Genomic DNA, 12,054 nt, shown 5'->3' with positions numbered 1-12,054 from the left:
CGCACCTCGTCTCAGAACAGCAGGGGAATCAGGCGATACTTGACCCGGTCCATATAGCCCAGGTACTGCACGTCGCGCGCCAGGAATCGTTCTTCGCGCACGATGCGGGCCATCAGCAGCGCCACGCCCAGCAGCACCAGCAGGCCGTTGGCCAGGCTGGTATTGACCAGCAGATAGCCGGCGTACATCAGCAGGTAGCTGGCGTACAGCGGGTGGCGCACCACGCGGTACAGGCCGCCGGTCTTGACGGTGCGGCGCGCCGCCACCAGGCCGAAGCTGCGGTTCAGCGACAGCAGGCCGGCGATCTGCAGCACGACGCCGGCGGCGATGAGCGCCGCGCCGGCCGGCAGCAGGCCGCTGCCCACCGGCGTGAACAGCATCGGAGTGGCGGTGCCGGCCAGGGCCAGCAGCCAGTCCAGCGGCGCGTCCGACACGGCGGCCGGACGGTCGCGCAGCAGGAACAGCATGGCCACCAGCGATTCGGAGGCGGCGAACAGCAGGTAGCTGAATTCGCCGTCGTGCTGCCAGGCCAGCAGGTGGCTGTAGCAGAACATGATCCACACGCTGGCCAGCAGCAGGGCGCCGGCGGCGTGCAGCAGGCGCGAGGTGCGCAGGGTGCGCAAGGTCGAGGTCGTGGTTTTCATAGCAGGTCGCGCCAGGCAGGGACATCGGCCAGCAGCAGTTGCAGCGCGGTGCCGGCCGCAATGGCGATGGCATACGGCAGCTGGCCGGTGGGGGTGGGAGGGGCGTCCACGCTGACGCGGCCGCCGCCGATGCGGCGCAGCACGGTCGACAGCAGCATGGTGCGCAGATTGTTCCAGACGCGGGCCAGGTCGCCGCGCTGCATGGCCACGGCCAGGCCCAGCACGCCGCCAGCCAGCAGCGCCAGCAGGCCGGCGCCCAGCACCTGCTGCGGACCGAGGAAGGCGCCGGCCATGGACAGCAGCTTGACGTCGCCGGCGCCCATGGTGCCCAGCATATACATGGGCAGCAGCATGGCCAGGCCGAGCGCCATGCCGGCCAGGCCGGCCAGCACGCCGAGCGCGCCGAAGGGCGTGGCGTACAGGCCGGCGCCGGCCGGCAGCACCCCTTGCAGCGCCAGCCCGGCCAGTGCGCCGGGCAGCACCAGGGCGTTGGGGATGCGGCGTGCGCGCACGTCGTGCCAGACGGCGGCGGCCATCAGGCCGAGCAGCAACGCCAGCGGCAACAGGGCGCGCGGATCGGCCGCCAGCCTGGCGCCGATCTCGGTGGCATGGTGTGCCATGGCGCTGGTCCAGGTATCAGCCATGGCCAGGCTCCCCTGCAGGCAGCGCCCGCTGCAGCCAGCCGCTCAGCTTCCACAGCAGCACCGCGCCGATGGCGCCCACATAGCCGTCCACCGCGTAGTGCCAGCCGAGGTGCACCGAGCCGGCCATGATGAGCAGCGCGAACAGCGTCAGCGCGAGGCCGGCGGCGCGGTTCAGGCGCCAGCCCGCCAGCGCCATCAGCACCGAGCTGGCCACGTGCATGCTGGGCATGGCCGAGATCGCCATGCCGGAGATATTGCTGCCCTGGCGGTAGTCCTGCCACAGCATTTCCTGCACCCGCAGCGCCAGCATCGGCAGCTCGCGGTCGGCCTGGTACAGATACTGCATCTGGGCCGCGTAAGGGTTGGCGCCGTCCAGCACGTAGCCGTAGTAGCACGGGCCGGCCGAGGACATCAGCACCGCCAGCACATTGCCCAGCAGGGTCCAGGACAGCACGAAGCTGAACAGGAACTGCATGCGCAGCGCGGCGCGTTCGATGCTGAAGATCAGCCAGTACATCAGCGCGAACATGATGAAGAACCACAGGTGGTAGGCCAGGTTCAGCGCGGCCGTCAGCAGCGGGTGGCCGAACACGGCCTGCAGCCAGACCCAGGGCGCGGTGCCGCCGTGCAGCAGCAGGTCCAGTTCGGCCAGGCGGCGGTCCAGCGCGAACGGCTGGATCAGCGTGACGGCGGCCTTCAATTCGGTGAAGCTGCCCGCGAACAACGACAGCAGCAGCATGGCCGGCAGCGCGAACAGCACGCGCTCGCGGCTCAGATAGCCGCGCAGCTCCTGGCCCAGGTGGCGCAGCAGTTGGCGGGGACGGATGAACAGCATGACGTACAGCGCATAGCCGGCCAGCGCGAACAGCGGGCCGACCAGCAGCGAGGAGGCGTAGCCGGCCAGCAGCGTGCCCAGCCCGGCGCCGCTGTGGTAGCGCGTCCGGACGGCGGCGGCGGCCAGCGCATGCACGGCCACGGCCAGCGCCAGCCAGCGGTGCGCGCGCAGCGCGGGGGCCAGCTCCTGCCGCAGTGCGCGGACGGGCTGTGCCTGCCTTGCAGCCGGCGCCGGTGTGGTTTGGAGGCTCATTGCAGGGCAAGGACAATCAAGTCCCTGGCGTAGATGTACATTTGGCCGAGCGCATCGCCGAAGGCGGTGGCGCCCACGATGACCACGCCGGCAATCAGGGAGGCCAGCAGCGCGTATTCGATTGCGGTGACAGCCGAGTCGCTTTGGAAGAAGCGGAGGATGCGGCGTTTCATGATGGTCCTCGCTGTGTCTGGTATCTGGTGGGGAACACTGGTGCGGCGCCAGCCGCGCCGGGAACGGGCGGACCCGTTCCGGGCCGTGGTCTCTGCTCAGCTCGCTGGCGTGACGCCGTTGATCTTGGTGCTGATGTTGGTGAACATCGTGTTCAGCTTGGTGCCCACCGCAGTGACGCCAACAATGATGGCAACCGCGATCAGCGCGGCAATCAGGCCGTATTCGATCGCGGTGACACCGTCTTCTTGCTGGATGAACTTTTGGATCGCTTGCATGATGACTCTCCCTAGGTTGATGAAATGCACCCCGATGTGAAACCCTCTGGAACCGTGGTGCGCCGGTTCAGATCCCCTTGCCCAGCGCCAGCAGCACGATGATGCAGACCACGCTCACCAGTGCCGCCAGCAGTACTGCTTCGTAGAAGGTGGCGCCGTGTTCGCTGCCGAGGAAGCCCCGCGTGGAGACTGGCTGACTGTCTGGTGCGTGCATGCTGTTCTCCTTGCGGGGCTCGCTGATGTCGCCGCCATGGAAACAATATATTCCTGGGGGCATTGAGCTACATCAGACGAATGTCCTTTTTCGCGCATGACACACTGCCTATTTAAATTTCCAACAGGCAGGACATTTGTCATGGAAGCACGTAACGGTGCGGCTTTCAGGCCGATAGCCTGAGAATGAAAACGTGAAATTTCACGCGCTTTGCCGTGACAATGTGTGAGAAAGTGGCGAAAAACAACAGTCGCGCAGCGCGCTGTGTCAACCGTCGTGGCGGCCGTGCGGCGGGGTGGTGAGGAAGATGTACAAGTCGAGGCGGTTGGTCACGCCCAGCTTGTGGTAAATCGCGGTCAGATGGTTGCGCAGCGTGTGTTCGGAGATGTAGAGCTGCTCGGCCAGCGCCTTGTTGACGGCGCCGCCGCCCTCGGCCAGCAGTTGGCAGATCTTGCGCTCCTTGAGGGTCAGGCTGGCCAGGCGGTCGACCTCCTGCGGCGCGTGGTGGGCCGGGTTGCGCATCTCCTCGAAGATGCGTCCCAGCATGCCGTGTTCCAGCCACAGCTCGCCCTCGTGCACCTTGCGGATGGCTTTCAGCATGATTTCCGGCGCGGCGTCCTTGCCCACCACGCCGCGCGCGCCGCGCAGCACGGCCTGGTCAAGCTGTTCGCGGTCGCGCGTGCCGCTCAGCACCAGCACCCGCGTGCCGGGTGCGGCCGCCAGCGTGGGCAGGATTTCCAGCGAATTGCTGCCGTTCAGGTCCAGGTCCAGCACCACCACGTCCGGCGCCAGCTGCGCCGTCAGCGCCAGCGCGCCGGCGATGTCGGAGGCCGCGCCCACCACTTCCATGCCGTCCGCCTCGCTGCCCACCAGCCGGTCCAGGCCCCACAAGATGGTCTTGTGGTCGTCGACCAGCAGCACGCGGATGCGCGCTGGGGAGGGAGGCGGGGCGGGGGCTGTCATGGGCGCTTACACCGGGATGACGACTTCGATCGCCGTGCGGCGGCCGGCGCCGGCGTGCACGCGCGTGCTGCCGCCCAGCGCGAAAGCGCGTTCGGCGATCGATTGCGGCAGGAAGTCGGGCTGGGTCACGCTGCGGCAATCGTTCTCGATGCGCACCCGCAGCTCGCCCTTGACGCAGGCCAGCGTGACGGCGCCGTTGCGCGCCTCGGTGTGCTTGCGGATATTGCTCATGCCCTCGTTGACGATCTGGAACACCTCGGCCGCCAGGCGGTCGTTGACGGCCAGCTGGCCGGTGCTGTCGACCGTGATGTCGATGCCGTAGAACTGCTTGACCTGGCTGGCCTGGCGCCGCAGCGCCACCAGCAGTTCCGGCTCGCGCGGCGCCTCGCCGCTGCGGAAGGTTTGCGCGTAGCGGCGCAGGTCGACGATGACCTGGCCCATCATCTCGAGCAGCGCATCCAAGTCCGGCAGCAGCGGGTTGTCCGGCGTGGCGCGCTTGCGCATGGCGCTCACGCCGTGGCGCAGGCCGATATACGGCTGGATGGTGCTGTCGTGGATGTCGCGGGCGATGCGCTCGCGTTCGCGCAGCACCGCCTCGGACGCCATGCGGTCGAGCAGGGCGATGTTTTCGATGATGGGGAAGGCCTGGCCGGCGATCTGCAGCAGGAACAGCGCGTCCTGCTGGCTGTGGTCGCGCCGGGAGGCGATCATCAGCCAGCCTTCGCCCTGGCGCAGCGGCACTTGCACTGCAATCAGCGAGATGGCGTCCAGCAGCTCGGCCAAGCGGCCGGCCGGGCCGGGATCGACGCGGCTCCAGTTGCGCGTGATGCGCTGGCATTCGTGCGCTTCGTGGCCGCGCCGCAGCCAGCGCCACAGCGGACGCTGGTACAGCAGCACCTGGCCGCTGCGCACGCACAGCAGCGGCTCGGCCGCCTCCGCGCCCAGGCGCTTGGCGTGCAGCGCGTGGTCCGGCGCGGCGGCGGTGGCGGTGCGCAGCATCCACTCGTTGGTGTCGGTGTCGCGCAGCAGCAACAAGCAGGTATCGGCGCCGTAGAAGCGGCAGGTCTTGTCCAGCACCGAGGCCACCGTATGGTCGACACCGAAGCGCGGGTTGGACTGCTGGCTGACCTCGTGCAGCAGTTCCAGGCGGCGCCGCTGCGACACCACCATGCCGCCCCAGTGCGAAATCATATAGCCCAGCGCCAGCATGAAGGTCGAGCGCAGCAGCACCCGCGCCAGCTCGGCGTCGCTGGAGGCGAAGGCGGCGGTGCTCGCGATCAGTACCGTAGACGCGATGGTGATGCGGGCGCCGGCGGCCAGGCCGAAGGTGAAGGCCGCGCTCAGGATGCCGAAGAAGAAGAAGGGATAGAAAAAGCTGCTGGTACCGCCCGTGCTGAGCACGATCAGGTAGAACCATGCCACGTCGGCCCAGGCCACGATGCGCGCCCAGCGGCGCGCCCGGCTGTAGTCCAGCGCCAGGCTGTAGACCAGAAACGCCGCAAACACCGGCGCCGTGTAGCGGCTGGTGTAGCCCATGGCGATCGGATCAACGTATAGGGTCAACAGGCAGGACGCCGAGAGCAGCGAGCGCATCCGGTTGACCATGGACGCGTCGGCAGGGTCCTGCCAGGACTGGATAGCACTTTCTTCGCTCACTGGAAACCCCCGTGCATGTGCAAACCAGGCGATGCGGCAGTACGACTCGGGTTCAGTGTAGCGTTGCGCCGGACGCTTGTCCATTCGCAAATGCTATTTTCGCAACAGGCGCTACAACTCCACTTCCAGTCCCTCGTACGCCAGCACCACCTGCAAACCTTGCGGCAGCGGCGCGCGGCGCGCCATCACTTCGGCGAACACCGCTTCCAGTTCGTCGTCGCTGCGGGTCGGTTCATGATGGGTGCAGTACAGCTGCTTGGCGCCGGCCTTGATGGCCATGTCGAAGGCCGAATCGAAGGTGCCGTGGCCCCAGCCCTGCTTGGCCGGATATTCCTCGCGCGTATAGGAGCAGTCCACGATCAGCGCGGTCACGCCGCGGATCTTGTCTTCCAGCGCGCGCGCGCGTTCCTCGATGTGCTGCTGGTAGGCCGCGTGCTCGGGGTGGCTTTCCGGATAGATGTTGTAGTGCGGCTCGTGGTCGCCGGTGAAGAACACCGACTTGTCCTTGCAGTCGATGCGGTAGCCCAGGTCGATCACCGGGTGGTTCATCACCACGTTCGACACCACCGCGTCGCCCACTTCGATGGCTTCGCCCACCGCCAGTGTGCGGTATTCGATGGTGGCGTCCATCTGCGTTTCGCTGACCGGGAAATAGCTGTTCTGCAGCTGCACGCCCATCACGTGCTCGATGCCGTTGCCGGTGTCCGGGTCGGTGGTGCCGTGCAGGCGCACGCGGCTGCCCTTGATGAACAGCGGCGTGAAGAAGGGCAGGCCGTGGATGTGGTCCCAGTGGCTGTGGGTGATGAAGATATTGGCCTGTACCGGGGTTTTCTTTTGGGCGATCAGCGATTGCGCCAGCGCGAACAGGCCGGTACCGCCGTCGATGATGATCAGCGTATCGTCGTCGCTGCGCACTTCGATGCAGGTGGTGTTGCCGCCGTAGCGCGTGGTGCGCGGACCCGGGGACGGGATGGAACCGCGTACCCCCCAAAATTTGAATTTCATGCTCTCTACCCTTAACTCGGCCCGCTCTCGTTCTGTCACTGCCGCCCTTCTGTTGACTATTCAATACGTACCATGATTGAACAGGCAAGTGGCGATCCCATTCGGATGATAGCCTTTTTTTCATCAATTCTGGGCCAAAAGTTGTGAAATTGAGCGATGCGCGGGACGCTGCGGCGCGGCGCGGGGATTTCGGCGCATTTCCAATGTACAGGCGCTTGCGCTGCGGCTACACTTCCACTACCCGTCCGTGCTTTAAAAAGATTATAAAAATTACCATGCAAGAGCTGAACCACATACAAATCGCGCAAAGGCTGGATCAGCTGACCGAACTGAGCGTGGCCCTCGGCGCCAGCCATGAAACGGACGAGCTGCTGGAGCGCATCCTGATGGTGGCCAAGGCCCTGACGCACGCCGACGGCGGCACCTTGTACCGCCCCAGCGCCGACGGCACCAGCCTGTGCTTCCATATCTCCATCAACGACACGCTGGGCATCCGCCAGGGCGGCGCCGACGGCGACCGCATCGACATCCCGGCCGTGCCGCTGTTCGACGAGCAGGGCGACAAGAACCTGTCCTCGGTGGCGGCATACTCGGCCAACTTCCGCCTCTCGGTCAACATCGAGGACGTGTACCAGGCCGACGTGTTCAACTTCTCCGGCATGCGCTCCTTCGACCAGTTGCGCGGCTACCACTCGAAGTCCTTCCTGACGGTGCCGATGACCGACCACGAAGGCGAACTGGTGGGCGTGCTGCAGCTGGTGAACGCGAAAGACCCGGCCACCGGCGCCATCCGCGCCTTCTCGCCCACCGACCAGCGCTTCATCGAGGCGCTCGCCGCGCAGGGCGCGGTGGCGCTGACCAACCAGCGCCTGATCCAGCAACTGGAAGACTTGCTGGAAGCGCTGGTCAACCTGATCAACATCGGCATCGACGAAAAATCGCCCTACACCGGCCGCCACTGCCAGTTCGTGCCCGAGCTGACCATGATGCTGGCCGAGGCGGTGCACAACACCGAATCCGGCCCGCTGGCCGATTTCCGCATGAACGACGGCGACCGCAAGGAGCTGTGGCTGGCCGGCCTGCTGCACGACTGCGGCAAGATCACCACGCCGGTGCACGTGGTGGACAAGGGCACCAAGCTGGAAACCATCTTCGACCGCATCCACATGGTGTCGACCCGCTTCGAAGTGCTGATGCGCGACGCGGAAATCCGCGCGCTGAAGGCCAAGCTGGCCGGCGGCGACGCGGCGGACCACGCCGCCATCGATGCCGCGCTGGCCGAGGAGCTAGCGCAGCTGGAAGCGGAGCGCCAGTTCCTGCGCGCGGCCAATGTGGGCGGCGAGGGCATGAAGCCGGAAGACCAGGACCGCGTGCGCAGCATTGCCGGCCGCCGCTGGACCGGCCCGCGCGTGTTCAAGAAGGAGCCGGGCGCGGAGGAGCCGCCTTTCGTGCGCGAGGAGCAGGACTTCCTCACCGCCGAGGAAGTGGAAAACCTGAACATCCGCTTCGGCACCCTGACCGAGCCGGAACGCAAGGAAATCAACAACCACATCGCCGTCACGATACGCATGCTGGAATCGCTGCCGTGGCCCAAGCACTTGCAGAACGTGCCGGAATATGCCGGCGGCCACCACGAGCGCATGGACGGCAAGGGCTATCCGCGCGGGCTGACCAAGGACCAGATGTCGGTGCAGGCGCGCATTATGGCCATCGCCGACATCTTCGAGGCGCTCACCGCGCGCGACCGGCCGTACAAGAAAGGCAAGCCGCTGTCCGAGTCGCTGCGCATCCTGGGCAATTTCAGCCTGAACGGCCATATCGATCCGGACCTGTTCGACATCTTCATCCGCTCCAAGGTCTACCTGGAGTTCGCGCGCAAGAACGTCGACGCGCGCCAGCTCGATGAGGTGGACGAGTCGAAAATCCCCGGCTACACCCCGTAGCCGTGCGCAAGCTCCTGCTCAAGTACGGCGCGCGCTGGGTCCTCGGCCTGCTGCTGTGCGCACTGGCCATCCTGCACACGGCCAACGTGCTGCACGTGGACACGCTGGAGCGCATGGACACGTTCATCTCCGGCCTGCGCATGCGGCTGGAAAAGCCGGTGCTCGATCCGCGCGTGGTGATTGTCGACATCGACGAGAAAAGCCTGGCCGAAGTGGGGCGCTTCCCGTGGAGCCGCAACGTGATGGCCAGGCTGGTCGAGCAGCTCACCGTCAAGTATGAAGTGGCGGCGGTCGGCTTCGACGTCTCCTTCCCCGAGCCGGACACCAGTTCCGGCTACGACGTGCTCAGGCAGCTGGCGCAGGGCGAACTGCAGCAGGTACCCGGCTTGCAGGGACAGCTGGCGCGCCTGCAGCCGCAGCTTGATTACGACGGCCTGCTGGCGCAGGCGATCGAAGGCCAGCCTGTGGTGCTGGGTTACAGCCTGTCCGGCACGCAGGCCAAGGGCAAGCTGCCCAAGCCGGCCTTCACCGAGGACAGCCTGAACGGACGCACCCTGAACGCCTACGAGGTGGCCGGCTATGAAGGCAATATCGCACGCCTGCAGGACGCGGCGGTCAGCGCCGGCATCTTCACCGCCATGCCGGACCGCGACGGCGTGGTGCGCTCCACCGCGCTGCTGCAAAAGATCGGCAAGGGCTACTATCCCACGCTGTCGCTGGCCACCGCCGCCGTGGCGCTGCGCGCGCGCTCGATCGCGCCGCTGTTCGAAGGCACGGTGGACACGCTGTCCGACGCCGAGCGCGCCAACGGCGGCCTGGACGCCATCGCCCTGTTCCACCAGGAAGGCAATATCCGCATCCCGGTGGGCGAGGGGCTCACCACCACGGTGCAGTACCGCGGCCCGGGCGGCCCGCACGGCGGCGGCTACCGCTATGTGTCGGCGGCCGACGTGCTGCGCGGCGCGGTGCCGGCCGAACTGCTGTCCGGCGCCATCGCCCTGGTCGGCACCACCGCGCCCGGCCTGAACGACTTGCGGGCCACGCCGGTCAACGCCCAGTATCCCGGGGTGGAAATCCACGCCAACATGATCAGCTCCATCCTGGACGGCAGCTTCAAGTTCCGGCCGGACTACGCGTCCGGCGTGGAAGTAGGGCAGCTGGTGGTGCTGGGCGTGCTGCTCACGCTGGCGCTGCCGGTGCTGGCGCCGGCCTGGTCCATCCTGCTGTCGCTGCTGGCCATAGCCGCTGCCGGAGCCGTCAACTTCTACTTCTACAGCGCGCACGACCTGGTGTTCAACGTGTCGTCCATGCTGGTGCTGGCGCTGGCGCTGTTCATCCTGAACGTGGCCTGGGGCTATTTCTTCGAAGTGCGGCGCGGCCGCGCGCTGGTGTCGCGCTTCGGCGAATACGTGGCGCCCGAGCTGGTGGCCGAGATGGCCGAGAACCCCGAAAAATACAATATGGACGGCGAAAGCCGCGAGCTGTCCGTCATGTTCGTGGACGTGCGCGGCTTCACCACCATCTCCGAGGGCCTGACCCCGAAAGCGCTGCGCGAGTACATCAATCTGTACCTGACGGCCATGTCGACCGACATCCGCGACAGCCACCGCGGCACGCTGGACAAATACATCGGCGACGCCGTGATGGCTTTCTGGGGCGCGCCGGTGGCCTTCCCCGACCACGCCAGCCGGGCCGTGGCCACGGCGCTGCTGATGCAGGCCAGCGCACAACGCCTGAATCAGGATTTCCTGCAGCGCGGCTGGCCCGAGCTGAAAATCGGCATCGGCGTGAACACCGGCCAGATGCACGTGGCGACATGGGGTCGCAGATCCGGCGTGCCTATACCGTCATGGGCGATGCGGTCAACCTGGGTTCGCGCCTGGAGGGCATCACCAAGGTGTACGGCGTGGGCATTGCCGTGGGCGCGGCCACGCGCGCCGAAGCGCCCGAATTCGCCTACCGCGAGCTGGACCTGGTGCGGGTCAAGGGCAAGAACGAGCCGGTCGCCATCTTTGAGCCGCTGGCGCGCGAGGCGGAACTGGGCGAGGCGGCGCGCGCGGAACTGGCGCGCTGGCATGCGGCGCTGGCACTGGTGCGCAGCCAGCAGTGGGACGCGGCGCAGGCTGCGCTGGAGGCCCTGCAGGCGGCCTCGCAGCACGGCCTGTACCAGCTTTATCTGGAGCGCATCGCTTACTTCCGTGTGCATCCGCCGGCAGAGGATTGGGATGGCGTAACGACCTTTGACACAAAATAATATTGATACAAAGTATCTGTGCGGAAATGCATCAGATCGTTAAAAAAAGCGGACGAACGCCACAATTCGGACTAAACTGAGAGTAACAATTATTTCTCTCGTGTCAAGTCCGGGCGGAGGCCATCATGCGATGCCGCGTCGTGCAACTGCTTGCCGGAGCGGCCATGGCCGCTGCCGCGGGCGCGGCTTTTGCCGGCGGGCAGAGTACGATGGACGGCGCGGCGGAGAAACCGGCGGACAAGGCCGGCCTGAGCGCTTCCGTCAGCCTGGACAACAGCGGCAACGGCCCGGACGGCCGGCTGCGCGGCGGCGTGCGGCTGGACTACCGGCTGCCGGCGTCTGCCCAGGGCGACACGCTGGACCTGTACGGCGGCTACAACCAGACCGACTATGGATGGCGGGACCGGGCCTGGCCCGAGGGCGGCAAGGGCGCCATGCTGGGGGCGCGCTACAGCCAGCTGCTGGCCAAGGGGGACGGCCATGAATCGCGCCTGAACTTCGGCGCCGGCATCAAGGCTTTCCGCGCCGACGGCTGGCAGCAGGATAGCGAGCCTGGCAACGACGTCACCGTGCACCCGCTCAGCCTGAATTACAGCGGCAACTGGCTGTTCGACCGCGGCGAAGTGAACGGCTCGGTAACGGTGTTGCGCAACCTGGCCGGCGGCCCGCGCGGCGGACAGGACGATTTCACCCGGGCGCGTCCCGGTGCGGAAGCGGGCTACAGCATCGTGCGGCTGGCGGCCAGCCTGACGCGGCAGCTGCCGCGCGACTTCCAGGTGCGCGCGTCGGTGAACGGCCAGTACACGCGCGACGTGCTGGTGCCGGGCGAGCAGGTCGGCGTGGGCGGCGGCGCGCAGGTGCGCGGCTTCAGCGCCCGCGACCTGGCCAATGACAGCGGACTGACCGCCAATGTCGAGCTATACTCGCCTCAGTTGTGCGGCACGGCGCGCTGGCAGTGCCGGGCGCTGGTGTTTTATGACAAAGGGCTGGTCAAGCTGAACCGCGAGCAGAACGGCGAGCTGCGCACCAAGTCGATCGGCAGCGTGGGCGTGGGCATACGTGTCAACATCTCGCGCGACGTGGATATGCAAGTGGATTACGGCCATGTGCTGCGTTCCAGCCAGATGCCGCAACAGGATAAAAATCGCCTGCACGTCAGGGTAGACCTGAGCTGGTGACTCGCAAACGCACAATG

11 protein-coding genes and 1 pseudogene are annotated in these 12,054 nt (G+C 66.7%); 3 read left to right on the top strand and 9 right to left on the bottom strand.

Annotated elements, in window-relative coordinates:
• Window positions 1–11: 11 nt before the first annotated feature.
• The 9 genes from ACFJI2_RS19040 to ACFJI2_RS19000 form a co-directional block, all read right to left on the bottom strand.
• Window positions 12–644, bottom strand: a complete 633-nt coding sequence (locus ACFJI2_RS19040) for a methyltransferase family protein (RefSeq protein WP_377701426.1) — start codon at window positions 642–644, stop codon at window positions 12–14.
• Entirely contained in the window at window positions 641–1,288 is a 648-nt protein-coding gene (locus ACFJI2_RS19035) for a prepilin peptidase (RefSeq protein WP_377701425.1), read from the bottom strand. The genes ACFJI2_RS19040 and ACFJI2_RS19035 overlap by 4 nt, the downstream gene beginning before the upstream one ends.
• Window positions 1,281–2,375: a phosphatase PAP2 family protein gene (locus ACFJI2_RS19030; protein ID WP_377701424.1), complete on the bottom strand. Its 1,095-nt coding sequence runs from the start codon at window positions 2,373–2,375 to the stop codon at window positions 1,281–1,283. Before ACFJI2_RS19030 ends, ACFJI2_RS19035 begins: the two co-directional genes overlap by 8 nt.
• Complete coding sequence (locus ACFJI2_RS19025; protein ID WP_107877480.1) at window positions 2,372–2,548, bottom strand: Flp family type IVb pilin; 177 nt, start codon at window positions 2,546–2,548, stop codon at window positions 2,372–2,374. The genes ACFJI2_RS19030 and ACFJI2_RS19025 overlap by 4 nt, the downstream gene beginning before the upstream one ends.
• 96 nt (window positions 2,549–2,644) lie before the next feature.
• Complete coding sequence (locus ACFJI2_RS19020; protein WP_377701422.1) at window positions 2,645–2,824, bottom strand: Flp family type IVb pilin; 180 nt, start codon at window positions 2,822–2,824, stop codon at window positions 2,645–2,647.
• A gap of 67 nt (window positions 2,825–2,891) precedes the next feature.
• Window positions 2,892–3,038 carry a Flp family type IVb pilin gene (locus ACFJI2_RS19015; protein ID WP_377701421.1) on the bottom strand — a complete coding sequence of 49 codons (147 nt, stop codon included), beginning with the start codon at window positions 3,036–3,038 and terminating at the stop codon, window positions 2,892–2,894.
• A gap of 267 nt (window positions 3,039–3,305) precedes the next feature.
• Window positions 3,306–4,001 (bottom strand): response regulator, encoded by a 696-nt coding sequence (locus ACFJI2_RS19010; RefSeq protein WP_377701420.1) that lies wholly within the window; start codon window positions 3,999–4,001, stop codon window positions 3,306–3,308.
• Between the two features lie 6 nt (window positions 4,002–4,007).
• Complete coding sequence (locus tag ACFJI2_RS19005; protein WP_377701419.1) at window positions 4,008–5,657, bottom strand: sensor histidine kinase; 1,650 nt, start codon at window positions 5,655–5,657, stop codon at window positions 4,008–4,010.
• 111 nt (window positions 5,658–5,768) lie between these two features.
• Window positions 5,769–6,662, bottom strand: a complete 894-nt coding sequence (locus ACFJI2_RS19000; protein WP_377701418.1) for an MBL fold metallo-hydrolase — start codon at window positions 6,660–6,662, stop codon at window positions 5,769–5,771.
• A 275-nt stretch (window positions 6,663–6,937) separates the two neighbouring features.
• Between ACFJI2_RS19000 and ACFJI2_RS18995 the strand changes: the two genes are divergently transcribed.
• From ACFJI2_RS18995 to ACFJI2_RS18985, 3 genes and pseudogenes are all read left to right on the top strand, one after another.
• The gene (locus ACFJI2_RS18995; protein WP_377701417.1) at window positions 6,938–8,605 is read left to right on the top strand and encodes an HD domain-containing phosphohydrolase; all 1,668 of its coding nucleotides are present in this window, start codon (window positions 6,938–6,940) and stop codon (window positions 8,603–8,605) included.
• Window positions 8,606–8,607: 2 nt separating this feature from the next.
• Window positions 8,608–10,859, top strand: a pseudogene (locus tag ACFJI2_RS18990) (CHASE2 domain-containing protein).
• A 164-nt stretch (window positions 10,860–11,023) separates the two neighbouring features.
• The gene (locus ACFJI2_RS18985; protein WP_377701416.1) at window positions 11,024–12,037 is read left to right on the top strand and encodes a ShlB/FhaC/HecB family hemolysin secretion/activation protein; all 1,014 of its coding nucleotides are present in this window, start codon (window positions 11,024–11,026) and stop codon (window positions 12,035–12,037) included.
• Window positions 12,038–12,054 lie beyond the last annotated feature (17 nt).

The organism is Pseudoduganella sp. UC29_71, from assembly GCF_042693265.1.
Taxonomy (GTDB): domain Bacteria; phylum Pseudomonadota; class Gammaproteobacteria; order Burkholderiales; family Burkholderiaceae_D; genus Rugamonas.
The sequence above is the reverse complement of the archived record's forward strand: the minus strand, read 5'-3'. Positions and strand labels throughout refer to the sequence as shown.